Below are 24,598 nucleotides of genomic sequence, written 5' to 3' on the forward strand. Positions count from 1 at the left end.
AGGTCATGACACAGAAAGTAGTGAGTATTGGCGATATCAAGGTCGCAAACGATCTGCCATTCGTTCTCTTCGGCGGCATGAACGTGCTGGAATCGCGCGATCTCGCCATGCGCATCTGCGAACATTACGTTAAGGTCACCGACAAACTCGGCATCCCTTACGTATTCAAAGCCTCTTTTGATAAAGCTAACCGTTCATCCATCAAATCCTATCGCGGTCCGGGTTTGGAAGAGGGGATGAAAATTTTTCAGGAGCTGAAGCAGGCTTTCGGCGTGAAAATTATCACCGACGTACATGAAGCTTCCCAGGCGCAGCCTGTAGCGGACGTGGTTGATGTGATTCAACTGCCCGCCTTCCTCGCCCGTCAGACCGATCTGGTGGAAGCCATGGCGAAAACGGGCGCCGTGATTAACGTGAAGAAGCCGCAGTTTGTCAGCCCAGGCCAGATGGGTAATATCTATGACAAGTTTGTGGAAGGCGGCAACGATCAGGTCATTCTTTGCGATCGCGGCAGCAACTTCGGTTACGACAATCTGGTGGTCGACATGCTCGGCTTCAACGTAATGAAGAATGTCACCAAAAATAGCCCGGTGATCTTCGACGTTACCCACGCGCTGCAAACGCGCGATCCGTTCGGTGCTGCATCTGGCGGTCGTCGTGCGCAGGTGGCTGAACTGGCGCGTGCCGGTATGGCGGTTGGCATTGCTGGCCTGTTTATCGAAGCGCACCCGGAACCGAACAGCGCCAAGTGTGATGGTCCTTCCGCGCTGCCGCTGGACAAGCTGGAGCCTTTCCTGGTGCAGATGAAAGCGATCGACGATCTGGTGAAGGGTTTCCCAGAGCTAGACACCAGCAACTGATTGTTTCAGATGTAAAAAAGGCGCCAATGGCGCCTTTTTCATTATTTTGTCATTCACCATTCACAGGTGTCGTAGCGGCGCAATTTATTGCGCGATAAATCGCGCCGCTACAGAATGTGTGTTCATAGCAACCCTACGGTTTACAGCATAATCGTCAACAAATAGCCGGCAAACAGCGCCAGATGTGCAGCACCATTCAGTACGTTGGTACGGCCAGTTGAGAACGAAATATGGCACAGAATCAGCACGGCACTCATGATCACCATCTGCGGCGGCTCAAGGCCAAACACCAATTGCTGATCGGTCAAGGTTGCGATGATGGTGACGGCGGGCACGGTTAATGAAATCGTTGCCAGCACTGAACCAAAGAACAGATTCATCGCGCGCTGTACCTGATTCATCAACACCGCTTTAATTGCACCTAATCCTTCTGGCGACAGAATCAACAGCGCCACCAGGAAACCGGTGAACTGCTTCGGCGCGTTCAGCTCTGTCAGCAGGCTTTCCAGTGGATTGGCATTCATCTTGGTGACGCTAATTACCGCGATCAGATGCACGATTAGCCACGCGGTATGCCATAGCGAACTGTGCGCGGAGGGTTTGCCGTGATGCGGATCGTCGCCATCATCTTCATGCTCATAAACGAAGAGACTCTGATGCGTTTTGGTCTGAATCAACAGGAACACGCCATACATGGCGGCCGATATTGCGGCAATAATCAGCGCTTGTGCGGTGGAGAAGTTGCCACCCGGTAATGCATTGGGAAATACCAGCACCAGAATCGCCAGCGGGAAAATGGCGATCATGTACTGCTTAACCCCCGCCAGATTGACGTACTGGGTGGCAAATTTACGGCCACCCAGCAGCAGGGCAAAACCAACTAAACCGGCGGTAACGATCATGATGATGGAGTAGAGCGTATCGCGCATCAACGCGGGGGCGGCATCGCCTGTCGCCATCAGCGCGGAGATAAGGCTAACCTCCAGAATGACCACGGAAAGGCTGAGAATCAGCGAGCCATAAGGTTCACCTAAACGGTGGGCCAATACATCCGCATGACGTACAACGCTAAAGGCGCTGCTCAGAATGGCGACTAACGCCAGTAAGTTGATGCCGATAACCGGCAGTAGCGCTGTCTGGTTGCCAAAAAAACTCAGCACAGCCAGCGCAGCAACGGGGAAAATCAGTGAGTACTCGGTGTGGCGGGTTTTCTCATGTCCAGGCATTTACCATCCTCTCCGGGAAAAAGTACAAAGCAGGCAATCATTGCCTGATAAATATAATGAGTTTTCTGACGCAACGCAGTGTAACTTTTCATCAGCCAGGCTGCTGCGATTTTACGCGACTTTACCAAAGGCGTTTCTTATACATAACAGGGAGAAAGGTCAGGTTATCACCGGATTAATGCATATATTCATTATGTTGAAATAGTATTTTGCTAAGTTTCAACGGTGATTAATGCCATTAATGAGTACTTATGATGTACTTTATAGCGGTTTAAATCTTTTTTTACGCTCCTGCCGGCTAAAGTAACGATTTGCGTTTTATCGCAGATGTTCCAGGCTTAAGTTTTAGTGTGAAACAGGAGGAAATATGCCTTATTCATCTAACCGTGAGTTGCCCGACAGTGTGCGCCATGTGTTGCCGAGTCACGCACAAACCATCTATCAGAAAGCCTTCAACAGCGCCTGGGATCAATATAAAGATCCTGACGACAGACGTGGCGACGAATCTCGCGAAGAGGTTGCCCACAAAGTTGCCTGGTCAGCCGTTAAACAAGAGTATGCCAAAGGTGATGATGATAAGTGGCACCCTAAAAACTAGTCTGTGAAGCGGGTCATTTTGGCCCGCATTCCTGCTTTTCCCCGCGCTATTCAAGTTTCTCGCCAGGCAGCCGATGCTATTTACAGAGAATTTCCCCTTTGTGATCGGGGTCAATGTTGAATTTTTTGTTAAAAATGAATTAATGTCTTCTCTTAAGCCGACGTAACAGGCGTCGACGTTAAGACATCAGTTTTAAGATGCTGCACCGGCGAGATGTTTGCATAGTAGAGGAGACCGTAGTGTTAACCCGGGAATTTTTATTAAAAGCAGATTGCAAAACATCATTTGGTGATATTGACGAGGCGCTACTGTGGAGCTGTGAACAGCGTGCGGCATCGCTGGCGGCAACGCTTGCTTGTCGTCCTGACCAGAGTCCAGTGTGGATCTTTGGCTATGGCTCGCTGATGTGGAACCCCATTTTTGAAGCGGAAGAAGTGGCGTCTGGCCGGCTGGAAGGTTGGCACCGCGCCTTTTGTCTGCGTCTGATTGCGGGTCGCGGTACGGTCACGGCGCCGGGACGCATGCTGGCACTGAAAGAGGGCGGGATGACCAGCGGTCTGGCGTTTCGTTTGCCAGAATCGCGATTGCATGATGAGCTCGAACTGCTGTGGAAGCGTGAAATGATTACCGGCTGCTATCTGCCAACCTGGTGCGAACTGGCGCTGGAGGATGGACGTAACGTCACCGCGCTGGTCTTCATTATGGATCCCCGCCATCCACTGTACGAGACCGATTCATGTCGTCGCACTATTGCGCCACTGATCGCGCAGGCCAGCGGCCCGTTGGGCACCAACGCACAGTATCTCTATGCATTGGAGCAGGAGCTGGGCAAGCGTGGCATGCAAGAAGAGGCACTGACGCGGCTGGCGGCTGAAGTTAGGGCGCTGCAGAACCAGAATACAGCAGCGCGCTAACCTCGTTACTGCGCAGGATTGATCAGCCAGGTTCCCGGCTTGTCGATGGTCAAGGATTGACTGTGCACCTGGCTACCATTATGCACTTCAATGCGATAACTCCCAGCGGCCAGATTCAGCGAGGCAAAACCGCTACTGGAAGGTTTCACATCCTTCGCCTCACCATTCAGCATCACGTTTTCACCCGCCTGCAAACGCAGATAAACCGTCGCCATGGTTGGCGCACTGCTCGCCACCGCTTTATTATCGGCGACAGCAGGCGTGGCAGGTGAAGTTGTGGCAGCCACTGGCGGCGTTTCGCTGTGATGATTGGTTTTCCACACCACGCCGATAACGGCTAACACGGCAATGACCGCGGCAGCGACTAAACCTGGGGACAAACGGCGTACGTTGCGCGGCGTTAAGGGTTCAACGGCGGCAGCACCGTGATTCACCGCCAGCACCTGAGGCTCTGGTGGGGCGGCTAATGGCTCAACGGGCGGGATCGGCTCAGCAGCGACCGGAAGCGTTGTCGACAGAGACTCAACATCGCTGACCGGTAAATCAATCAGGTTGGCAAACGCATCAATGCTTTGTGGACGATCTTTCGGCTTCATCGCCAATGCGCAGTCAATCGCGTGCAGCAGCGGCAGAGAATAGCCTTCCGGTTTGCGTTCAACCAGGGGCTGATAGTTGTCCTCAATGCAGCGCACCACGCTAACCGGCGGCGCATGACCGGTGATCAGGTTGTGCAATACCGCACCCAGCGCATAAATATCCGTCCAGGGACCTTGCTCGATTTCACCCTCTTCGCTGTACTGCTCAATCGGGGCAAAGCCTGGCTTCAGCATGATCTCGGTTTCGTCAGAAAGGTTACCAATCTCTTTGCGCGCTGATCCGAAATCAAGCAATACCGGCAGCTGGTTCTCCTGAATCTGGATGTTATCCAGTGAGATATCGCGATGCAGATAACCGCCAGCATGAATGGTGTCAATAGCGCCAAATAGCGGCGGCAACAGGCGACGGATCCAGCCTTCATCAATGCTGTCCGGGCTGGTGATTTGCCACTCTTTTAACGTCATCCCGCTGTAATACAGCGTCCCCATATAGGCGGTGCCGTTCTGTTCCCAGAAACGGAGTACGTGAAGCAAACCGGGATGATTGAAGCGCGCCAGCAGCCGCGCCTCCTGAATAAAGCTGTTACGCCCGGCCGTAAATAATTTGTGGAATCGCTCCCCGCGAAGTTCCAGCGACATGTCTGCCGCGCGCACCGCCAGTGATACCGGCATGTACTCTTTAATGGCGATGGTGCGCTCCAGCTGATGATCCCAGGCACGGTAAACAATGCCAAAGCCGCCGCCGCCAATCACTTCCTTGATTTCAAATTCATTAAACCGGTAGCCCGCAGGAAGGGCGTTGGGTGTATGGTTTTCGTTTGCCGACATAGTGAACTCTCTGAACACGTCCTGTAGCGCCCCGTCAGGTGACTGACGGCAGGCAACGACCGCTAATTAATTAATGTTACGCCAGGCACCAATCGCCGGATCGGCGAGATCCGCATGCAGGGTGTCAATCAGTAACACAGTCACTTTTTGCTGTGGCATAAATTGCGGCAACCAAACGCCGCGTAACGTTTCAACCCGCTTTTTCAGCACATCGCTATCCTGATCGGCGGTTTTATCCATTTTCACTAACAGCGTGCCGGTGAAGCGCCATACGTGTTGTTGCGCATCAAAGGGCAGCACGAGCCAGCTATCATCGGCATCCGGACGCGTAACAATCATGCGTTGGTTATTTACCGAAACAACTTCCAGCGGCGGGCCGCTTAATTTCAGGTCAGCAATCGGATAGCCTTGAGTGAAGTTCAACGCCACCGTGCGCGTTTTACCTCCGCTCATTAAGGTCATTTCACTCGGACCTTCCAGCCACCCTTCCGTCGAGCAGTGTTGTTGTGGATTATCGGGAATAAAGAGCGACTCGCCTTTGTCATCCCACCAGGTGCGGAAGTGGCAACCGCCTGGCAACGCAAAGTGCTGCAGCGGCGTGCTATCGGCCGGACGCGACAGATCGAGCGGTGCAGCGTTGCTGCTGGTTGCGCTGGCTGTGGCATCGTTTATTACAATTGGACGCCAGTTCTGTAATTTGGCCGCGCTGCCATTCGCTAGTACGCTGCCGTCTTTATTGGTCATTTGCCAGGGAAGCTCATCCAGCAGGCCGCATTGATTTGCCAGCAGCGTACCGACGCGCGGCAAGAAGCTGGTCAGAATGCTGGAGTCGGTGCTTTTGCCCGAGACAATTCGCAGCGGCAGCGTCTCTTTACACCAGTCGTTCGGTGCCTTACTTGCCACGTCATCAATGTAGACTTCCAATGACAGGCTTGGTGAATACACCACGCGATAATCTTCTGCCTGCACATTAAAGGCCAGCAACAGCGTTGCGAAGCCCGTCAACCACACTTTCATAAGAATCCTTGCATCAATAACGTGACGGCAGAAAACGTGCCGCATCAGCCTGGGAGTAAAGCAGCGTCGCTTCCTGCGGTTCGCCAATCCAGACTGCCAAAGCACTGAGATTGTCGCTTTTTACACTGCGGTTAACGGCTTGTTCCATCAAAGTCAGCCACTCTTCGCAAGCATTTACCATGCGCAGTGCAAGTTCCATTTCGTGGGTGGTGAGATTGAGCCAGAATCCGTCGCTGCAGACGAGAAACGCGTCGCCATCGGTGAGCGAAATCACTTCGCTAAATGTGGCCGGACGCGCCGGTTCAACACCGAGCGCATTATAGAGTAAATTACTGTTAATGCCGGTATTTTCATAGCCTGCTTCACGTAACTGCTGGGCCAGGCTGTGGTCACGCGTCACCTGATTTAGCACCCCATGACGGAAGTGATAAACCCGGCTATCACCCGCGTGCGCCCACCATGCGAGCTGTTTTTCGCGGTCGATAAACAGGGCGGCGAGGGTGGTGCTCATGCGTGAAAAATTCGGATTGTTTCCCTGTGCCTCAATCAACACCTGCTGGCAGTGTTCTATCGCCGCGCGCGTGCTGTCTGGCGTGAAGCTCGCGCTGCGCTGCAGCTGCTTCAGCAGGGTATCGCGCACCAGCTGCGCCGCCATATCACCGCCGGGCAAGCCGGCAACACCGTCACACACCAGAAAACAGGCTCTGCTATCGTCCAGCTCGACGCCGGTACGATCCTGATTCTCGTCGCGCATACCTTGCTGGCAACGACTGGCAAACATCATCTTCATGCGTCTTCGGTCCGCGTTTGGGAATCTTTATATTGATTCACTTCCATATCGTAGGCATGCAAGAAGGCCTCCCCGAATAGCGTGTGGAAGTCATCTTCGATCTCGCCTGCGGTACGCTGGTAGTGGCGTGAGAAATAGTCCCACAATGCTGCTTTACGCCCGCCGCTTAACGCCAGCTTCGGCAACACACCATCTTTGCGCGCTTCTTCTTCCAGACGCTGAGGATTAAACGATTGCAGCATCGCGGCGATAATGGCCCTGATACCGGCAATCATGCCGAGCTGATGCGCCTGTAAATCCACCAACGCATCGCGCACCGCCGGTTCTGGCGGCATAAAGCCAGGCATCTGGCTCTGATACATCTGCATCAGCACTGTTTTGCCCGAAGGCAGGATTTTGAAAGGATTATTGGCTTCGTTAAGGATCATCGTCATATCTGCTTTCACCCCGCGCTTCAGAATCGAGCGCGAGGAGAGCAGGGCAACGGTACCTTGCGAAAACAGGCTCAGCATGCGGCCGGTAACCCGCATTTGCTCCTCGGTAATCGTGGTCTGGTGACCGTTGTTCAGCCCCATACCTTCAAGCAGCGCAGCAATCAGCTTGTCCTGGCTGGCACCGGGCAACACATTGGGTAACGTGGGGGCATCGCTTTGCGGATCGATAGCCAGGCGGGGATCGTTACGGCGCTCGCTACGTGCGGCCGGTTCGGGAATGACTTCCGGCTGCTGCAACATGCCGAGCGGGTCGTCAGCGTTATCGGTAAAGAAAGCCAGCGGATCGTCCTGCTTACTCGCACTAAGCGTGTTGGGGTCGCGAACTTCAAGCTGGTACTCACCAATTTGCAGCGTATCACCGTCCTGCAACGCGACCTGCGTACCGCGTTGCAGCGCGACGCCATTCAGCACCACCGACGTGACGCTTCCCTGGTTGGTTAAACGGCATTCCCCCTCAGGAGAAAGGTGCACCAGTGCCTGCAGACGTGATATCGCCCGCGATTCGTCTGGCAGCACCAGGTCGTTATCCTGGCTACGGCCGATGGTGCCGCCGGGCGGTTTGAACGCAACCGTCTTTGCCGGCACATCCGTATTGCACTGCACAATGGTAAATTGCATGAGTCATCCCGTTAATAAGGCAAACGCGGCGGCCTATTCAAACATGGGTGGATAGAGGCCGTTGCGGCCCGGCTGTGCACCAGACGCCGGGTTAAACAATAACGAAAACAGTTGCGCAGTCAGCGGACCACTATGCTTGTGTGTGGCATGACTAAAACCGTCACTGCGATTACTCCACCAGTAGCTCATGTGCTGCTGCGGATCAAATTTGTCGGCCACTTCACGCCAGCTTAACGTGCAGGGCAGATCGGCAAAACCAATCACATCCATGATGTCGCTGCGCTGCGTATCCGGCACCATCAGCGGCGACAGCTGCTGCATTTTCTGCTCTAAAGCATCGGGATTGAGCCGATCGCGCACTGCGCTCATCAGCAGCGCTCCCAGTTCCTGAAACCAGTCGCCGGACATCGCCAGCTGCGAGCTGTGCCAGTGACTGAGAGGGAAGCTGCGCAGAGCTAACAGCGGCCATGCGCGTCCTACACGATCGCTGGAGGGCAGCAAACAGCCCATCTGTACCTGCTGACGCAGAGGGGAAAGCGGCAGAACAAAGTTCCACACCGGCGCGCGTAGAAATTGTGCCGTGCTGGGCTCAGGTTGTTGATGCCAGTGCACCAAACCCTGCTGAAACCAGTGGCTCCAGGGCGTCACGGTATTTTCACTGAGACGTTGGCGCAAAAAATCGCCGGTTGCCGGTAGTTTGCCATACCAGCCTGGCGCAGTGTGTTTCGGCATCGTTACCTCACCATTACTCACTGTGTCTGGTCAATCGCTGCGAAACGACGCGCGGCGTGATCGCCAGCGTATTGCTGCTTTCACCGGCATTTTTCAGATTCTCCGCAAGCTTGCGCATCATTAGAGCGTTATCACGCGCATAAGGCGAAGACTGTATTTGCTGATCCAGCAGCTGACTGAGATGCCAGTCGAGCTGCTGCAGATCGCGCGCGCTCACCTCGTTAGGCAATGACCGCTGCAGATTTTGCATCAGCCAGCCACGCAGAAATTCACCGTCATAATTACGTGGCTGATACAACATCTGATAGGCACGCAGCGCATTACGACTGTATTCGTTATCGTTACCCGGATCGTCACGCAGCAGATTGGTGATTTGCTGTGCTACGCGGGGCAACAGTAAAGACTTAAGTGCATTTTGATAAAGCACCCAGGCCGCATCGCTCACCTGGGTGCCGCGATAAAGGCCAACGCGCATGGTAAGCGGTGGATTGTCGAGGGAAAAGCGCTCAGACAACGGCAGTTTTACCAGGTTATTTAAGAAGGGTAGCAGATCAAAAATATTATCGGCGGGCTGGTGAATCACCTGCTGGCTTTGAACCGTAATCGGACCGATGCGCTCAGCCACCTGATCTAAATAATGCTGATTCTGAATGTAACTGGTCAGCCACAAACAGGAGAGCAATAGCAGAGCGCCCGTCAGCACACCATAGCCAATCCAGTGGAACAGGCGATTACGATATTCCCAACGGCGATTGCTGCCAGCAAGGCCACTTTCACGAAATACCAGATCGCTGAGTAAATCGCGAATAAAGAAACTTTGTCCTTTATTACCGGGAATCGGGCTGCTGCGATTGACGCTATCCCAGGCTGCCAGGCTGCTCTCACCGGTATGGGGCAGCTGTAACTTGCGATTCAGCTCACCCATGATGCGATCAAAGGGTAAACCCTCCTGCGTCCCGCTGGTAAAGAAGAGGCCGCGCGGTGACCAGGCTATCGGCTCCTGATGGCTGGAAAATACCACGTCGAGATACTCATTCAGCAGGGGACGCAGCGAACTGAACTCTTGCGGGAACAGGAAGCTGTCGGCACGCTGCGTGAGATCGCGTTCACTGGCCATCACGTCTGCCAGCTGGTGCTGCAAACGCTGCTCTAAATGCTGATATTGCTGGCCGAAGCTGCGATGCCAATCCTCTTTATGCGGCTTACCGGGTTCCCAGGGAAAGGTAAAACCCCAGATAGCATCACGCTGTGGCTTGCTCTGATTACCATAGAAACTCATAAACCCTTTCAGCAGATCGGTTTTGGTCACCATCACGTAAACGGGAAAATGAATACCGGTATGCTGATGTAACTCCGCCATGCGCTCACGCAGTGCGCTAGCCTGGGCATGACGTGCTTCAGCTGAGTCGGTGAGCAGGTCAGAGACGCTGATGGTCATGATCACGCCGTTGATCGGCTGACGGGTACGATAGCGCTTCAGTAGATTGATAAAGCTCTGCCACTCAGCGCCATCGCGGGCACGCTGGCTCTCCTGTAAGGCGTAACGCCCTGCGGTATCGATCAGCACTGCGCTATCGGTAAACCACCAGTCACAATGGCGCGTGCCGCCAACGCCGCGAATGGCGGCCTTGCCGAGACTGTCGGTGAGCGGGAATTCAAGCCCGGCGTTCAGTAAAGCAGTGGTTTTACCGGCACCCGGTGCGCCAATCATGACGTACCAGGGGAGCTGATACAGGTAATGGCTTTGAAAGCGTGCCAGCCAGCTCTGCTGATGACGGCGACCAAACTGGGTGCGTTTCAAACGCAGTGCAGCTTCACTAAAGCGCTGGGCTAGCAGCGTGTCCGTCGCCTGACGATCGGACAACTCTTCATGGCTCATCTGCTGCAGGCGATTAAGCAATTTGCTATTGAACCAGCCGCGCCACAGTGCAGGAATAAACTGGAAGAGCAGCCAGAGCAAGAACAGCATTCCTACCGCCAGCTGGCGCGGAAGTACCGGCTCAAGCGGGCGCGTATCGCCCCAGCTCCACAGCGGTCCAAGCATCCACAGCACGCAACTCAGCGCCGTGACGCCAATCAGGCTCCACAGCAGGCGATGGGTTAACAGATGTTGCAGTGACGCGCGCATCATTGGCCTCCCTGATGATTGCCGAGTGTTTCCGGAGTGGCAAACAGGGTAATTTCAACCCGACGATTACGGGCACGATTTTCATTACTGTCGTTGGGCAGCAGCGGATTGCTGTCACCACGTCCTTCCGCTTTCACGCTGTGACCTTCGGCTAATTGTGGATTAAGCAGCTGTGTGATCGCGCGCGCGCGGGCAAAAGAGAATTCATAGCTTGAGGCGAAGCGGCCATCCACCGGACTATTATCGGTGTACACCGACACCAGCACCGTGCCCTTGACGGTTTTCATGGCGCTGGCAACGTGTGCTAGCAGGGCACGACCGACCTGATTCACGACGGTGCCATCGCTGGCGAACAGCTTGTCAGCGGGGATGATCACTTTGCTGCCAAAAGCACCGTCGCTGACTTCCAGTTGGCCCGCGGCAATGACATCATTCAGACGTTGATGCAAATCGAGCAGGGCTTGGGGTGAGGTGGGACGTCGTCCCGGCGTGATTTGCGGCAGTGGCGTTTGATAAATGTTACGTAGCAAGGGTTCAGCCGCATTACCCAGCCGCCAGTTAAGCCCGCTATAAATCAGGCTGGCAATCAGCGCGGCTAAGGTAATGCAGGCCCAGAGCGGCACCATCGGGCGGGTTAATGTACTCACCAGTGGATGCACTTCCACTAAGGGCACGGCGGGCTCGGCACTGGATGGGCGATTTTCAGCAATTAATTGCGCCAACCGTTTGCGGATGGCTTCACACTGTGCCCGGCCACTTTCACTGCCGCGATAACGGCCTTCATAACCGAGTAGCAGGCAATAGTGGATCACTTCCAGCAGCCACACATGCTGCTGCGGACTTTGTGACACGCGCGATAGCAGCTGGAACACCTTTTCACCGCCCCAGCTTTCATTATGGAAGGTCACTAACATGCCATTGCCAGACCATACGCCGCGCGTGCCCCAGGGCGTTTGCGCTGCTGCTTCGTCCAGCACGCTGCACAAACAGTAACGCGCGCCAATAATCATCTCAAACGGCAAGCCTGCTTGCTTACAGCGTTGTTCAAATTGACGGATCTCTTCAATCAGCAACTGACGCAGACCAGCAGGATCGTCATGCGTGGCAGCCTGCCGTATACGGACGACGGCATTCAGGATCGGTGCTGCGGCATTAAGCAAAAGGTTATCATTGCCCGCGACAATGCCATCGCGAGCAAAAGAATCCTGAGTCATTAAATCTCGGTTATCCAGGCAAGGGCGAAAATCACAGCCCGCAGAATGTAAACATCTGCGGGCATTGTGCGCCGGATTGCATTATCAGTCTAAAATCCAGGTCGCAGTATCGTTAGTGCGACAAGCTTTGCTCGCGCCTCCAACGGCCACACAGACCTGTTTACTATTACGGCGAGGACGCGGGCGGTCGCTACGGATGGTCGCGTCATAACGGCTGCTTTCCACGCCTGCTTTCGGTGGAATATAGCCAATCAACTGGCCGTTTGGCTCATCGGCCACGGCCAGCCAGCTGTGTTCAACACGGCCAAGCACTTCAAACGGTTTAGCGTTATCGAGATAGCGCACCACCTTGCCGCTAAAATCAGGCGTGGTCATCACCGATGCGGCATACAGCGCGCGATAACTCTCATTAACCGGCGTGAATTCGCCAGGTGCTGCCACCGCATGACGATGAACCAGTTTGACACCATTTACTTCACTGGTTACCAGCGTGTCATCAGTAACGGGTGGCGGCGGCGCTTTACATGCAGCCAAACTTAACACCGCCAGCAACACAAGCACGAGACTCTTATTCACCATGATCCTCAAATTTCATCAGATTAGCTGCAGAGTAATCTGCGGCACGGGCCTTTAAGGCAGGCAGATTAGGCAGCGAGAAAGCCATCAAAAAAACAGACAGATTACAGAAAGATAGTGCTGAACTAAGTCTACCTAAGACTTTTGAGAATTCAAACCATTGCACCAAGAGAAATCCCGTGCTACCGGGCGAAAAAGCAGCGCAGGCCGATGATATAAAACACTTAGTCCTGGCGAAAGATAAGCTGAGTTAATTTATTTGTTGGGGTTAGCAAAAGGCGGTGCTGATGTTGCTTTTACCTGGTGTTAGTACCAATTAAAAATGGTAAATAAGATTAATCTATTTATCGGGGTTAAAAAAGATTGCCCGGCGAAACAATTTTCAAAATTTCGGAATTTCCGGGCGTTTTCTGCACGCCATTCAGCGTAGCACGGCATGGCTTTTGCTTAAGGATAGTGGACGCAGATCGCCGTGCTGCACAAAGCCTGTGCAGCTGGCGCGCCCAGATAGTGCAGATTTCTGTCAATCAATTCAATTCTTCCTGCTTGAGCGGCCTGCATCACGCATTTAGCCTTTGGCACACACTTTGCAATACCTTTACTGACATTGTGCATTTGTTTCTCGTTAAGCGTGAATCGAGTGCTTTGGATAAAGGCGTCCTGCCCATGTTGCGCGCATGTGGCTGGACGCCTTTTTTTATTCCGCTTAGCGGTTATAACCGTCCGCAATTTCACTTATGGCTAAATAAACTCACATTTCTCCCCTTTAATCCGCGCTTTAGCCGCGTGGGCTTTTGGCATTCTATGCTCAGAATTCCTGCCCGCTGAGGTGCGTTGTGGCTGAAGAGAGTAACGAGGACAAAACAGAATCGCCCACCCCCCACCGACTTGAGAAGGCGCGTGAGGAAGGGCAGATTCCGCGTTCGCGCGAGCTGACTTCAGTGATGATGCTGTTGATTGGACTGCTGATTTTATGGGTAGGCGGCAACAGCATGGCAGAGCGGCTGGCGAGCATGGTCGCCACGGGTTTCCGTTTCGATCACGGCATGGTGAGCGATGACAAGGTCATTATCGGGCACATTGGCAGCCTGATTAAGCAGGCCATGATTGCGCTACTGCCGCTGATGGGCGGCCTTGTGGTGGTGGCGATTGCCGGACCGATGGCGCTGGGCGGCCTCAACATTAGCGGTAAATCCATCAAGCTCGACCTCAAGAAGCTCAATCCGTTGAGCGGTATTGGCCGCATGTTCTCCGGCCAAACCGCTGCGGAGTTAGTAAAGTCGATTATGAAAGCGGTGCTGGTTGGGCTGGTTGCCGGTTGGTACATTTGGAGCCATTGGGAAGAGATGCTGCGGCTGATGAGTGAACCGCCGATTAACGCCCTGCATCACGGCTTATCAATGATGGCCGCCAGCTGCGGGTTGGTCATGCTGGGATTATTCCCGATGGTTGGCTTTGACGTGTTCTGGCAGCTGTATAGCTACTTCAAAAAGCTGCGCATGACGCGTCAGGAAATTCGCGACGAGCATAAACAAAACGAAGGCGATCCGCACGTTAAAGGGCGTATTCGTCAGGCGATGCGCGCTGCCGCAAGGCGCCGCATGATGGCCGACGTGCCAAAAGCGGACGTTATCGTCACCAACCCCACTCACTATTCGGTGGCCCTAAAATATCAAGAAGGGAAGATGAGTGCTCCTAAAGTGGTTGCCAAAGGGGCGGGTGATATTGCGCTGAAAATCCGCGAATTAGCCAAAGAGCATCGTATTCCCATTCTTGAGGCGCCGCCGCTTGCGCGCGCGCTGTATCGACACACGGAAATCGGCCAGTTTATTCCCGGCGCACTCTATGCCGCCGTGGCAGAAGTGCTGGCCTGGGTCTGGCAGCTGCGACGCTGGAAGCGCGAAGGCGGCCTGATTCCAAATAAACCTAAAAACCTGCCGGTGCCGGCAGACATGGACTTTGCAGGAGAGAACAGAAACGATGGCTAACTTAGCCGAGAAGCTGCGTTTACCGAGCAACTTTAAAGACACGCAGTGGCAGGTACTGGCTGGTCCGGTACTGATCATGCTGATCCTCTCGATGATGGTGCTGCCGTTGCCTGCATTCATTCTCGACCTGCTGTTCACCTTTAACATCGCGCTGTCGATCATGGTGCTGCTGGTGGCGATGTTCACCCAGCGCACGCTGGAGTTCGCAGCATTCCCAACCATTCTGCTTTTCTCCACCTTGCTGCGCCTGGCGCTAAACGTTGCCTCTACCCGAATCATTTTGCTGGACGGTCATACCGGCGCCGATGCGGCCGGACGCGTGGTAGAAGCCTTTGGCCACTTCCTGGTTGGCGGTAACTTTGCCATCGGTATTGTGGTGTTTATCATCCTGGTCATCATCAACTTTATGGTGATCACCAAGGGTGCGGGGCGTATCGCCGAAGTGGGCGCGCGTTTTGTGCTTGATGGTATGCCTGGTAAGCAGATGGCCATTGATGCTGACTTAAACGCCGGTTTAATTGGTGAAGATGAAGCCAAGCGCCGCCGTAGTGAGGTAACACAGGAAGCGGATTTCTACGGCTCGATGGACGGTGCGAGTAAATTCGTGCGCGGTGATGCCATCGCCGGCATTCTGATTATGGTGATCAACGTTATCGGCGGTTTGTTGGTCGGCGTGGTGCAGCACGGCATGGATCTCGGTCACGCCGGTGAAACCTATACGCTGTTGACCATCGGTGACGGCCTGGTGGCGCAGATCCCCGCGCTGGTGATCTCAACGGCTGCGGGTGTAATTGTGACGCGCGTCAGCACCGATCAGGATGTTGGCGAACAGATGGTGAGCCAGCTGTTTAGAAATCCACGCGTACTGATGTTAAGCGGCGGCGTTATCGGTTTACTCGGTCTGGTTCCGGGCATGCCGAACTTTGTCTTTCTGCTGTTTACCGCTGGCTTACTGGGCCTGGCCTGGTGGCTGCGCGGGCGCGAAATGCAGCCGAAGAAACCGGCGGAATCTGCCAGTCTGGTAAAAACCCAGGAGACGCCAGCCACCGTCGAGGCCTCCTGGACCGACGTACAGCTGGAAGATTCGCTGGGGATGGAAGTGGGCTATCGTCTGATTCCGATGGTCGATCACCTGCAAAATGGCGAACTGCTGGGGCGTATCCGCAGTATTCGTAAGAAGGTGGCACAGGAGGTCGGTTTCCTGCCGCCGGTGGTGCATATCCGTGACAACATGGAGCTGCCGCCTGCGCGCTACCGCATTCTGATGAAAGGTGTGGAAATTGGCAGCGGCGATGCCTACCCGGGCCGCTGGATGGCGATCAACCCGGGCACCGCCGCGGGGTCGTTGCCGGGTGAGCCGACTGTCGATCCAGCCTTTGGTCTGGCGGCGATTTGGATTGATAGCGCGTTGAAAGAGCAGGCGCAAATTCAAGGCTTTACCGTGGTAGAAGCCAGCACCGTGGTGGCGACTCATCTTAATCATCTGATTGGCCAGTACGCCAGCGAGCTGTTTGGCCGTCAGGAAGCGCAGCAGCTGTTGGATCGCGTCACGCAGGAGATGCCGAAACTGACGGAAGATCTGGTGCCGGGTGTCATCACCTTAACCACGCTGCATAAAGTGCTGCAAAATCTGTTGACCGAGCGCGTGTCGATTCGTGATATGCGCACCATTATCGAAACGCTGGCGGAACATGCGCCGGTACAGAACGATCCTCAGGAGCTAACCAGCGTGGTGCGCGTGGCGTTGGGACGCGCGATTACCCAGCAGTGGTTCCCAGGAAATGGCGAGGTGCAGGTGATTGGCCTTGATGCCACGCTGGAACGCTTGCTGCTGCAGGCGCTGCAGGGCGGCGGTGGACTGGAACCGGGCCTGGCGGATCGCTTACTGGTGCAGACGCAAGGTGCGCTGCAGCAGCAAGAGATGGTCGGCGGTCCGCCGGTGCTGCTGGTGAACCATCCGCTGCGTGCGCTGCTGGCGCGCTTCCTGCGTCGCAATCTGCCACAGCTGATCGTGCTGTCGAACATGGAGTTGACCGACAACCGGCAGATCCGCATGACAGCCACCATTGGAGGCAAGTAATGCGCCGTTGGTGCTGGGCATTAATGATGTTACCGATAATAGCGTTGCCGCTCGCTGCCAATGCGGCCACCGGTGCCTGGACCGCCAACGCCAGCGGCCCGAGCCTCGGCGTGCGCGGTAACTGGATGAAATCGCCGGCGCTGCGTGCGCCGTCATCCGCACCGGGCACTATTTCCGTAGTGAACTGGCGCTATCAGCTTAGCCGTCCTGCGCCGTCGGGTTTGGTGGTGCGCTTATGTGCCGCCGATCGCTGTGTCGAAATCGAAGGGGCCAGCGGCAGTACGCGTGGTTTAGCCAACGTTGCCGCGGAAGAGACGCTGCATCTGGCCTTTGGTTTTCAGGGCCAGGGCGCATTGCCGCCGGGCTTGCGCGTGGTGAGCAGTGAAGTGACGGTAAATTATCATTAGCCCTTAAACTATCGGCGACGCTTATCGCGCCGCTGATAGCCGCGATTAAGGTTTATCCCCCTGACTAAAGATGGGGGGCGAAGCCAGCTTTGCATCCTGCCTCAATGCCTTAACCTGCTTTGCACTCACCTTAGCCGCGGCCGGATTGCCAAACTGTTGGCTGACAAAGTTACTGACGTCAGCCACCTGCTGATCGCTCAGCTCCGGCGCAAAGGCGGGCATAAACACTTCACCTGCGCGCATATGGCGGCGCACGCCGTTGAGGATGACGGATACCACATTGCGCCCATCAGCCGCGCCGGTGCTGGTGTGATGGAACAGCGATGGATAAGCATGGAAGCCCGTGCCCGATCCCGCACCTTCCGCGCCGTGACAGCTGGCGCAGTTACCGGCAAACAGCACCACGCCGGGCTGCGCGTTGCGCGTGCCGTCGTCTGCGCCGCGCAGAGCAATCAGCGCCGTTGAGGGCTGTCCCCAACTGTCGCGCGGCTGGCTTTGCTGCTTATCCGGCTGTGGCTTAACGGTGCGCAAATAGGTAGCGATATCCTGCAGGTCACTGTCCGGCAGATATTGCAGACTGTGCTCAATCGCTTCTGCCATCGGGCCAGAGGCGCTGGCTTTGTTGGCAACAAAGCCGGTTTTTAGGTAGGTCACCAGCTGCTGCTGGCTCCAGCTGCCAATGCCTGCCTGTTTGTCCGGGGTAATGTTGTACGCCATCCAGCCGCCGAGATCGCCACCGGCCAGCGCTTTATCGCTGTCCATGCCCATGGTCAGATTACGCGGCGTATGACAGGTGCCGCAGTGCGCCAATGCCTCGACCAGATAGCGACCGTTATTCCACTGCGCGCTCTGCTGCGCATCGTTCTGTAATTCGCCCTTATCGAAATTAAACCACTTCCAGAAGCGCATGCCCCAACGCTGGTTGAACGGGAACGGCAGGTCGGTTTGCGGTGACGCCTGATGAACCGGTGGCATCGACAGCAGATACGCTTTGATCGCCAACACATCATCGCGCTTCATTTTGGTGAAAGAGTCATACGGCATCGCTGGATAGAGCTGTTCGCCGTTTTTGCCAATGCCATCGCGCACCGCAGCAACGAACTGATCGTCACTCCAGCTACCAATACCGAACTGCTTATCGGATGAGATATTGCTGCCCCAAATCTGACCGAAAGGGGTGCTAACGGCAAAGCCACCGCCAAACAGTGGACCGTTGGTGGCGGTATGGCAGGCGGTACAGTCGCTGGCGCGTGCCAGATATTCACCGCGTTTAATCTGCGCGTCGTTGTCTGCCGCCTGCGCTACTGCACACTGCATCAGGAGCAGCGCGATAGCGGCCTGAAGAACTACAGGTTTCATCGGATGCTCCTTACAAGCTTGCCAGCACGCTATCGGCCATGCGCAGCGCCAGCGCGGTACCGGTCAGGGTGGAATTGACCGTCGACGCGGAGGGCATAATGCCGGTGCCGGCGATAAACAGGTTCGGGTGGTCGTGAGTTCGGCAGTGGCCATCTACCACCGAATCCTGTGGATTACTGCCCATAATCATGGTGCCGGTAATATGCTGGTTGTTATCGTAAACGCCGCGCGGACTGTAAATCGCCTCCGTTCCGCCCATCTGTTTAACCATACGTTGGAAGTCGACCATCGACTGGTCATAACCGCGATGCACGTACTCCGGGAAGCGGTAATGAACCTCCAGGCGTGGAATGCCCCAGGCATCCTTTTCCGTTTTGCTCAGCGTGACGCGGTTTTGCGGTTCCGGCAGCATCTCCAGCAGGCACTTCAGCTGGACAAAACGCTCGGCCTGGAAGGCCAGCTTGTCGTTGAGCGCCTGGCCGTAGTAACCCTGACGCACCAGACGTTCGGTGAGATAGCGCACCGGTGAGGTGTTGGACAGATCGATGCGCAGCGCCGAGCGTTCAGCACGGAAATCGCCATCCCGTAGGTTGTTAATGCTGCCTGGCCGCATCGGCCCACGACCAAACCACACCGGTTCATCAGCGTAAAACTCCACCGACGATCCCGGATGATCCATCAGATTACGGCCCACCATACCGGAACGGTTGGCGATGCCGTGCGGATAGCGTTCGCTGGTGGAAAGCAGCAGGATTTTCGGGCTCTCGATGCCGTTCGCCGTCAGGACAAACTGTTTGCCGGTGACGCGATGACGCGCTTTGTTTTGATCGAGGTAATGTACCGCCTGAATCGTCCCTTTATCGTCAGCTTCAATGCGAAACACCACCGCGTTGGTGACAATTTTCACGCCGGCATCCAGCGCCTTACGGGCGGCAATACCACCGTGATATTGCGCATCAATCGGACACACCGGCATGCAATTATTGTTGCCACAGCAGGCCGGGCGACCATCATAAGCGATGCTGTTGCGCGCCTGTGGACCAATGCCAACCTCATAACCCAGCGGACCGAGACGCTGCTTCAGGCGATCAAAACCGTACGGCAGCGGAATGCCTGGTAGCGGGTAAGGACGTGAGCGCGGCGAAGCCAAATCGCTGTCGCCAGAAACGCCCATCTGATACTCGGCGTCGCAGTAGTAGGGTTCCAGCTCGGCATAGCTGATCGGCCAGTCGCGGCCAATGCCGTACAGTGATTGAATACGCATATCGTTAGGCAGCAGACGGAAAGCCTGTCCCGCCCAGTGCCAGGTGGTGCCGCCGGTGCCGCGCAGATATTGGGCGCGATAGGGATCCGGGCCTTTCTGGATCAGGTAATTGTTATCGCTGGGGATGAACTTCGGCTGCGGCGCCCACGGTTGCGGCGGGTAAGGTTCAGTGAAATCGCCTTTAAACGGCGAGTTGCGGAAATATTCCACCGCGCGGTCGCGTTTGATCTCCGGCCCGGACTCCAGTATCAGCACCGACGCGCCGGCGTTGGCCATCTTCAGTGCCGCCAGTGAACCGGCAATACCGGCACCAATCACCACCACATCGGCGCTTAATGAATCAGACATGTGCTCTCCTTGCTGGCGGCTGCGTCCAGAAGTTAGGTTGTCCCGGCGCATAGCTCGGGGGTAACAGCGAATCGCGTACCAGTTGATAGCTGACAATATTTTCAAAGGCGATGCACTGCGGCCTTGGCAGCGGGCCGACGACGCCCAGATACCAACCGGAAACCAGCGCCTGATAAAGATCGTTCAGGGCTTTGGGTTGGGTACTCAACAGCGTCAGAAGCGTGCCGCCGTTGGCGACCGGTTGCTGTTGCAGTAGCGTGCTGAGCGTATCAAGTTGGCTATCCAACTGCGGGACATGGTCGTGCAGCCAGCTGTACAGGCGCTGTGCCAGTAGCGTATCCGGCTGTTCCAGCCCGGTGAGGGTGACGGAAATTGCGCGAAAACTGGCGGAGGGTGCAACCGCGGCGGCCAGCGGGGGTGCCGCGAAAGCGAGGTTGCCGGGCAGCACCTGCCTCAGGACGCCAGCCACCAGCAGGCCCGCCGTGCCGGTCAATAGCCGGCGGCGTGAAAGAGTCATCATGGAAATCCCCGAAAGTTATTTCAGCGCCTGAGCGGCAGCCTCTGAAGCCTGATTATCCAGTTCCTGTTTGGGGGTGCTGACGCCAACGGCACCGACCACTTCACTCTGCAGCTGGAGCGGGAACCCCCCGCCGAGTGCGACGGCATGCGGGATGGCGAGAACGGTGGTTTCGCCACTCTGTAAGCGCTGCATAAATTTCAGCGAGGGGGTGTGATACAACGCCGAGGTGCGGGCTTTACCTATCGCGGCATCGACACAACCCGGCGAGGCGCCGTCAAGGCGCTGGAAGGCCAGCAGCGTGCCGCTGGCATCAACCACGGCCACGCAGCCGGTGCTGTGCTGCGCGCTGATGCTATTTTTTACACGGGTCATAACCTGATTGGTGAGGCTGGCGTCCAGCGCGGCGGCGCTGGCCTGGCCAGCGCCCGCTGCCAGCAGCAGGGAAAGGGCGACAGATGCTCTACTCTTCATTTTTTGCTTCCGATATTTATTGTTTTAAACGTGCTCTCGTCTCGCTTACGCTACGCTGTTGCAAAAATGTAAACAATTGCCGATAAACAAAACGCATACCGCTATCCGTATAACTCATTGAGGTGGATAGATCTTATCCAGCGTCTCTTGCCAGATGAACGGTGTCAGTTGTTGATAGCGCAGGGAGCGGGCGTTTAACGCATCTATCAGCCCTTGCTGTGTGGCAACAATTGCTGCGCTCATCGCGGCCGGCACCTTGACGTCTTGCAGTGTTTTCACCACTTCCTGCATCTCTTCCGCACGTCGCTGGCCGTGCTCCGCCACGCGGCTAATCAGGTAGTGCGGCAGCCGATCGTTCCAGCCCAGCGAAGGAAAACTGGCGTGCAGCGAGTCAAGTACCGCTTGCTCGACGCCGTACTGTCGTGCTGCGCTCAGGCATTCAGTGGTCAGCGCTTCCAATCCTTTAATCATCACGCTACGGCACATCTTGATCGCCGAAGCTTCACCCACTTCGCTACCCAGCATGCGGCTGTTGCAACCGAGCTGTTGTAGCAGCAGCTGTACTTGAGCTGCCTGAACGCCGCCGATCAGCAGCGGCGTGTCCAGCCGCTTGGGCGGTACCGGCGCCATTACCGCCACGTCAATATAGCTGGCACCGGCGGCGTTAATCGCTTCAGCCGCGGCACGTTTGGTATGCGGTGCCACTGAGTTAAGATCGAGAAAATGCTGCCCGGTCCGCAATAGCGGTGCGGCCTGCTGCGCCACGTTTAGCGCCTGCGATGCGGTCACCGTGGAGAGCACCAGCGCGGCATCCTGCAACGCTTCAGCCAGCGAGTCGGCCAGCCGCACGCCGCTGTGCTGCGCTTTTTGCCGTAGCGCGGGCAGGTTCTCGGCCTCAAGGGCTTTACGATCCCATACCGTTATCGCATTGCCCTGCGCCTGTAAGTCATGGGCCAGAATGCCGCCCGCTTCGCCAAAACCAATAAACGTGATGTTCATCAACTACTCCTTGCTGAAAGGCCAGATCGCCGCTGGAATCAACACTTCACCGGCAAAAATCGCGCGTGCGGTGCGCAGCAAACCGCAGCCCGCCAGCGGGTTATCACCGCTGCGCTGTAGCAGTACGCTGAACTCACCGCTCGGGTGTTCCACGCTTAGGCGCTGCTGAGGCGCATCGCTGGTGCGCGCCAGGCCGTCGGCGACGCTACCCGGGATCAGACAGGCGCTGGCGACGCTCACCGCGCCGAGCACGCCAATCGAGGCGTGGCAGCGGTGGGGAATAAAGGTGCGTGAGCTGATCGCGCCGCCGTGGCGTGCCTCAGCCAGTAGAGTCACTTTCGGCACCGTGCGCTGGCTGACATCACCCAGATTCATGCGCGGCCCGGCCTGCAGCCGAATCGACTCCAGCCGCTGTTTCAGCTCGCTGTCGTTATCCAACGCTTCGCGACTTTCATAGCCGCTGCGATTGATATCCGCAGCACGCACCAGGATTACCGGCATACCGTTGTCGATGCAGGTGACGTCGATGCCGTCAAAGCGATCGCGCGGTTGACCGGTCGGCAGTAGGGCGCCACAGCTCGATCCCGCAATATCGTTAAAGGTGAGGGCGATCTCGCCCGCCGTGCCTGGTACGCCGTCGATGCGCAGTTCGCCGTCATAGTCGACTTCCCCGCCGAGCGTGGCGAACGCTGCCTCAGCAATTTGCCCGGTGTTCTGCATAAAGATGCGCACCGTGGTGCGTTCACGGCCCGGCGCAACCAGCCCGCGTTCGACCGCGAAGGGCCCAACGGCAGCGAGAATATTGCCGCAGTTTTGCCCGTAATCGACGCGGGGTTGATCGACGTTGACCTGGGCAAACAGGTAGTCGACATCGGCATCGTCGCGGCTGGACGCGCTGACGATCGCCACTTTGCTGGTCAGCGGATCGGCGCCCCCCAGGCCATCTATCTGGCGAATATCAGGCGATCCCATTACCGCCAGCAGCACCCGGTCACGCGCTGCGGGATCGGCTGGCAGATCCTGGGCCAGAAAGCAGGCGGCTTTTGAGGTGCCGCCGCGCATCAACAAGCAGGGAATGCGACGCTGGCGCATGGCTTACTCCTCCAGTTGATCAAGCGTGTCGAGATAGCGCAGTCCTTTTTCCGCCAGGCGCGGGCGCATCTGGTAAATATCCAGCCCCAGCTCACCGTCTGCCAGGCGGGCACGTTTACTCTCCTCTAGCGCTTCACGCTGACGCGCTTTTTCCGCCACGCTGGCGGCGTTACTGCGTGGCACCACTACCACGCCGTCGTCGTCGGCCACGATCACGTCACCGGGCCAGACCAGCTGTCCGGCGCACACTAGCGGGACATTGACCGAACCGAGCGTCTCTTTCACGGTGCCTTGCGCATACACCGCACGCGACCAGACCGCGAAACCCATTGCGCGCAGCGTGCGGCTATCGCGCACCCCCACATCTGCCACCAGTCCGCGTACGCCGCGTGACTGAAGCGAGGTTGCCAGCAGATCGCCAAAAAAGCCGTCACTGCACGGTGAAGTGGGCGCTACCACCAGCACATCGCCCGGCTGACACAATTCCACCGCCACGTGGAACATCCAGTTATCGCCTGGTGCCACCAGCACGGTGATTGCACTGCCAGCAATGCCACAATCCTGCTGAATGGGGCGAATGGCGGGATTGAGCAAGCCTGTGCGCCCCTGCGCTTCGTGTACGGTGGCGACACCTGAGCGGGCCAGGGCGTCGATATCTGCAGCAGCAGCACGTTGAATAGTGCGCACCGCCACGCCTTTTTTACCGATGAGGCTCATGCCAAATCCTCCGTTACGCGTGGGAAGATGCTTTGATAGCCTTCGCCATAAACGATATCGCGCTGGCTGGTGATCCCGACGTTGCGCTTGGCCTGCACGCCGCGCTGCTGTGCGACGCGCGTGTAGTATTCCCACAGATGTTCCTGCCCGGCCATGCACTGAATTGCCTGATATTTCTTATCCCACACCGAGGTGATATCCAGCAGCACATCCGGTTTCCAGTTGCACTGCTCTGGCTGATGCGGTTCGAAGCAGTAAACCGGCGGTGCACCAACGATTTTTTCGCCCGGACGATAACCTTCAGCCTGGGCGATAATGCGCGCTTCCTGCGCAAGGTGCGTGGCCATTGGGTGATCGTAGTTGTAGGGATCCTGCAATGAGTGGGTCAGGACAAAGTGCGGCTGCACCCGACGATAAACATCGGCCAGGCGGAACAGGGTTTCTTTGTCGGCACGCAGCGGGTAATCGCCAAGGTCAAAAAACTCGATGCTGGCCCCCAGAATGTCGGCCGCCGCCTGCGCCTCGCTGCGCCGGGCAGTTTTCACTTTCTCTTCGCTCATCTCCCCTTTACGCCACAGCTTGGCCGATTCACCGCGTTCGCCAAATGAGAGACAGACAACGTGCACCGCGTAGCCCTGTGCATGATGAAGCGCGATGGCGCCACCCGCGCGCCAGACGAAATCTGCTGAGTGCGCGCTGACCACCAGCGCGGTTTTTTTAGCTGTATTTTCGGTCATGTTTAGTCCTCCGCTGTTTTTTCCA

General features: G+C 56.4%; 23 protein-coding genes. 6 read left to right on the top strand and 17 right to left on the bottom strand.

The window, feature by feature from the left end; genetic code table 11:
- Nucleotides 1–5: 5 nt before the first annotated feature.
- Complete coding sequence (kdsA, locus tag CRO19_RS17825; RefSeq protein ID WP_097097033.1) at nt 6–860, top strand: 3-deoxy-8-phosphooctulonate synthase; 855 nt, start codon at nt 6–8, stop codon at nt 858–860.
- Between the two features lie 140 nt (nt 861–1,000).
- On the opposite strand, the gene chaA is transcribed toward kdsA, so the two are convergent.
- Nucleotides 1,001–2,086 carry a sodium-potassium/proton antiporter ChaA gene (gene chaA, locus CRO19_RS17830; protein WP_097097034.1) on the bottom strand — a complete coding sequence of 362 codons (1,086 nt, stop codon included), beginning with the start codon at nt 2,084–2,086 and terminating at the stop codon, nt 1,001–1,003.
- Nucleotides 2,087–2,453: 367 nt separating this feature from the next.
- On the opposite strand from chaA, the gene chaB reads away from it, so the two are divergent.
- Nucleotides 2,454–2,684, top strand: a complete 231-nt coding sequence (chaB, locus tag CRO19_RS17835; protein ID WP_097097035.1) for a putative cation transport regulator ChaB — start codon at nt 2,454–2,456, stop codon at nt 2,682–2,684.
- Nucleotides 2,685–2,923: 239 nt separating this feature from the next.
- Nucleotides 2,924–3,598: a gamma-glutamylcyclotransferase gene (locus CRO19_RS17840; RefSeq protein WP_176519168.1), complete on the top strand. Its 675-nt coding sequence runs from the start codon at nt 2,924–2,926 to the stop codon at nt 3,596–3,598.
- A gap of 5 nt (nt 3,599–3,603) precedes the next feature.
- On the opposite strand, the gene CRO19_RS17845 is transcribed toward CRO19_RS17840, so the two are convergent.
- The 8 genes from CRO19_RS17845 to CRO19_RS17880 form a co-directional block, all read right to left on the bottom strand.
- Nucleotides 3,604–5,022: a serine/threonine protein kinase gene (locus CRO19_RS17845; protein ID WP_097097037.1), complete on the bottom strand. Its 1,419-nt coding sequence runs from the start codon at nt 5,020–5,022 to the stop codon at nt 3,604–3,606.
- Nucleotides 5,023–5,088: 66 nt separating this feature from the next.
- On the bottom strand, nt 5,089–6,039 hold the full coding sequence (locus CRO19_RS17850; protein ID WP_097097038.1) for a hypothetical protein: 951 nt from the start codon (nt 6,037–6,039) through the stop codon (nt 5,089–5,091).
- A 13-nt stretch (nt 6,040–6,052) separates the two neighbouring features.
- Complete coding sequence (locus CRO19_RS17855; protein WP_097097039.1) at nt 6,053–6,829, bottom strand: PP2C family protein-serine/threonine phosphatase; 777 nt, start codon at nt 6,827–6,829, stop codon at nt 6,053–6,055.
- On the bottom strand, nt 6,826–7,941 hold the full coding sequence (tagH, locus tag CRO19_RS17860; protein WP_097097040.1) for a type VI secretion system-associated FHA domain protein TagH: 1,116 nt from the start codon (nt 7,939–7,941) through the stop codon (nt 6,826–6,828). The genes CRO19_RS17855 and tagH overlap by 4 nt, the downstream gene beginning before the upstream one ends.
- A gap of 33 nt (nt 7,942–7,974) precedes the next feature.
- The gene (tagF, locus tag CRO19_RS17865; protein ID WP_097097041.1) at nt 7,975–8,673 is read right to left on the bottom strand and encodes a type VI secretion system-associated protein TagF; all 699 of its coding nucleotides are present in this window, start codon (nt 8,671–8,673) and stop codon (nt 7,975–7,977) included.
- Between the two features lie 13 nt (nt 8,674–8,686).
- The gene (gene tssM / locus CRO19_RS17870; protein ID WP_097097697.1) at nt 8,687–10,801 is read right to left on the bottom strand and encodes a type VI secretion system membrane subunit TssM; all 2,115 of its coding nucleotides are present in this window, start codon (nt 10,799–10,801) and stop codon (nt 8,687–8,689) included.
- Entirely contained in the window at nt 10,801–12,015 is a 1,215-nt protein-coding gene (icmH, locus tag CRO19_RS17875) for a type IVB secretion system protein IcmH/DotU (protein ID WP_097097042.1), read from the bottom strand. Before icmH ends, tssM begins: the two co-directional genes overlap by 1 nt.
- An 84-nt stretch (nt 12,016–12,099) precedes the next feature.
- On the bottom strand, nt 12,100–12,594 hold the full coding sequence (locus CRO19_RS17880; RefSeq protein WP_176519169.1) for an SH3 domain-containing protein: 495 nt from the start codon (nt 12,592–12,594) through the stop codon (nt 12,100–12,102).
- Nucleotides 12,595–13,427: 833 nt separating this feature from the next.
- Between CRO19_RS17880 and flhB the strand changes: the two genes are divergently transcribed.
- From flhB to flhE, 3 genes are read left to right on the top strand one after another with little or no spacing between them, the layout of a single operon-like run.
- Nucleotides 13,428–14,579, top strand: a complete 1,152-nt coding sequence (gene flhB, locus CRO19_RS17885; protein WP_097097043.1) for a flagellar biosynthesis protein FlhB — start codon at nt 13,428–13,430, stop codon at nt 14,577–14,579.
- On the top strand, nt 14,572–16,659 hold the full coding sequence (flhA, locus tag CRO19_RS17890; protein ID WP_097097044.1) for a flagellar biosynthesis protein FlhA: 2,088 nt from the start codon (nt 14,572–14,574) through the stop codon (nt 16,657–16,659). The genes flhB and flhA overlap by 8 nt, the downstream gene beginning before the upstream one ends.
- Nucleotides 16,659–17,066, top strand: a complete 408-nt coding sequence (flhE, locus tag CRO19_RS17895) for a flagellar protein FlhE (protein ID WP_097097045.1) — start codon at nt 16,659–16,661, stop codon at nt 17,064–17,066. Before flhA ends, flhE begins: the two co-directional genes overlap by 1 nt.
- Nucleotides 17,067–17,111: 45 nt before the next feature.
- Here the strand turns inward: flhE and CRO19_RS17900 are convergent, their stop codons facing one another.
- The 8 genes from CRO19_RS17900 to galB all read right to left on the bottom strand — a co-directional run bounded on the left by CRO19_RS17900 (nt 17,112) and on the right by galB (nt 24,573).
- Nucleotides 17,112–18,425 (bottom strand): cytochrome c, encoded by a 1,314-nt coding sequence (locus CRO19_RS17900; RefSeq protein WP_097097046.1) that lies wholly within the window; start codon nt 18,423–18,425, stop codon nt 17,112–17,114.
- Nucleotides 18,426–18,435: 10 nt separating this feature from the next.
- Complete coding sequence (locus tag CRO19_RS17905; protein WP_097097047.1) at nt 18,436–20,037, bottom strand: GMC family oxidoreductase; 1,602 nt, start codon at nt 20,035–20,037, stop codon at nt 18,436–18,438.
- Nucleotides 20,030–20,557 carry a sugar dehydrogenase complex small subunit gene (locus CRO19_RS17910; protein WP_097097048.1) on the bottom strand — a complete coding sequence of 176 codons (528 nt, stop codon included), beginning with the start codon at nt 20,555–20,557 and terminating at the stop codon, nt 20,030–20,032. Before CRO19_RS17910 ends, CRO19_RS17905 begins: the two co-directional genes overlap by 8 nt.
- A 15-nt stretch (nt 20,558–20,572) precedes the next feature.
- Nucleotides 20,573–21,028, bottom strand: coding sequence for a GlcG/HbpS family heme-binding protein (locus CRO19_RS17915; RefSeq protein WP_097097049.1), 456 nt, complete (start codon nt 21,026–21,028; stop codon nt 20,573–20,575).
- 114 nt (nt 21,029–21,142) lie between these two features.
- The gene (locus CRO19_RS17920; protein WP_097097050.1) at nt 21,143–22,027 is read right to left on the bottom strand and encodes an NAD(P)-dependent oxidoreductase; all 885 of its coding nucleotides are present in this window, start codon (nt 22,025–22,027) and stop codon (nt 21,143–21,145) included.
- A gap of 3 nt (nt 22,028–22,030) precedes the next feature.
- The gene (locus CRO19_RS17925; RefSeq protein ID WP_097097051.1) at nt 22,031–23,119 is read right to left on the bottom strand and encodes a 4-oxalomesaconate tautomerase; all 1,089 of its coding nucleotides are present in this window, start codon (nt 23,117–23,119) and stop codon (nt 22,031–22,033) included.
- 3 nt (nt 23,120–23,122) lie between these two features.
- The gene (locus CRO19_RS17930) at nt 23,123–23,836 is read right to left on the bottom strand and encodes a 4-carboxy-4-hydroxy-2-oxoadipate aldolase/oxaloacetate decarboxylase (protein WP_097097052.1); all 714 of its coding nucleotides are present in this window, start codon (nt 23,834–23,836) and stop codon (nt 23,123–23,125) included.
- Nucleotides 23,833–24,573 (bottom strand): 4-oxalmesaconate hydratase, encoded by a 741-nt coding sequence (gene galB / locus CRO19_RS17935; RefSeq protein ID WP_097097053.1) that lies wholly within the window; start codon nt 24,571–24,573, stop codon nt 23,833–23,835. The genes CRO19_RS17930 and galB overlap by 4 nt, the downstream gene beginning before the upstream one ends.
- Between the last annotated feature and the right edge of the window lie 25 nt (nt 24,574–24,598).

It is taken from the genome of Candidatus Pantoea floridensis, assembly GCF_900215435.1.
GTDB lineage: Bacteria > Pseudomonadota > Gammaproteobacteria > Enterobacterales > Enterobacteriaceae > Pantoea > Pantoea floridensis.

Excerpts from the sequence above, each read along its gene's own strand:
- kdsA (WP_097097033.1), top strand. The coding sequence starts at position 6 with ATGACACAGAAAGTAGTGAGTATTGGCGATATCAAGGTCGCAAACGAT.
- chaA (WP_097097034.1), bottom strand. The coding sequence starts at position 2,086 with ATGCCTGGACATGAGAAAACCCGCCACACCGAGTACTCACTGATTTTC.
- chaB (WP_097097035.1), top strand. The coding sequence starts at position 2,454 with ATGCCTTATTCATCTAACCGTGAGTTGCCCGACAGTGTGCGCCATGTG.
- CRO19_RS17845 (WP_097097037.1), bottom strand. The coding sequence starts at position 5,022 with ATGTCGGCAAACGAAAACCATACACCCAACGCCCTTCCTGCGGGCTAC.
- CRO19_RS17850 (WP_097097038.1), bottom strand. The coding sequence starts at position 6,039 with ATGAAAGTGTGGTTGACGGGCTTCGCAACGCTGTTGCTGGCCTTTAAT.
- CRO19_RS17855 (WP_097097039.1), bottom strand. The coding sequence starts at position 6,829 with ATGAAGATGATGTTTGCCAGTCGTTGCCAGCAAGGTATGCGCGACGAG.
- tagH (WP_097097040.1), bottom strand. The coding sequence starts at position 7,941 with ATGCAATTTACCATTGTGCAGTGCAATACGGATGTGCCGGCAAAGACG.
- tagF (WP_097097041.1), bottom strand. The coding sequence starts at position 8,673 with ATGCCGAAACACACTGCGCCAGGCTGGTATGGCAAACTACCGGCAACC.
- tssM (WP_097097697.1), bottom strand. The coding sequence starts at position 10,801 with ATGCGCGCGTCACTGCAACATCTGTTAACCCATCGCCTGCTGTGGAGC.
- icmH (WP_097097042.1), bottom strand. The coding sequence starts at position 12,015 with ATGACTCAGGATTCTTTTGCTCGCGATGGCATTGTCGCGGGCAATGAT.
- CRO19_RS17880 (WP_176519169.1), bottom strand. The coding sequence starts at position 12,594 with ATGGTGAATAAGAGTCTCGTGCTTGTGTTGCTGGCGGTGTTAAGTTTG.
- flhA (WP_097097044.1), top strand. The coding sequence starts at position 14,572 with ATGGCTAACTTAGCCGAGAAGCTGCGTTTACCGAGCAACTTTAAAGAC.
- flhE (WP_097097045.1), top strand. The coding sequence starts at position 16,659 with ATGCGCCGTTGGTGCTGGGCATTAATGATGTTACCGATAATAGCGTTG.
- CRO19_RS17900 (WP_097097046.1), bottom strand. The coding sequence starts at position 18,425 with ATGAAACCTGTAGTTCTTCAGGCCGCTATCGCGCTGCTCCTGATGCAG.
- CRO19_RS17905 (WP_097097047.1), bottom strand. The coding sequence starts at position 20,037 with ATGTCTGATTCATTAAGCGCCGATGTGGTGGTGATTGGTGCCGGTATT.
- CRO19_RS17910 (WP_097097048.1), bottom strand. The coding sequence starts at position 20,557 with ATGATGACTCTTTCACGCCGCCGGCTATTGACCGGCACGGCGGGCCTG.
- CRO19_RS17915 (WP_097097049.1), bottom strand. The coding sequence starts at position 21,028 with ATGAAGAGTAGAGCATCTGTCGCCCTTTCCCTGCTGCTGGCAGCGGGC.
- CRO19_RS17920 (WP_097097050.1), bottom strand. The coding sequence starts at position 22,027 with ATGAACATCACGTTTATTGGTTTTGGCGAAGCGGGCGGCATTCTGGCC.
- CRO19_RS17925 (WP_097097051.1), bottom strand. The coding sequence starts at position 23,119 with ATGCGCCAGCGTCGCATTCCCTGCTTGTTGATGCGCGGCGGCACCTCA.
- CRO19_RS17930 (WP_097097052.1), bottom strand. The coding sequence starts at position 23,836 with ATGAGCCTCATCGGTAAAAAAGGCGTGGCGGTGCGCACTATTCAACGT.
- galB (WP_097097053.1), bottom strand. The coding sequence starts at position 24,573 with ATGACCGAAAATACAGCTAAAAAAACCGCGCTGGTGGTCAGCGCGCAC.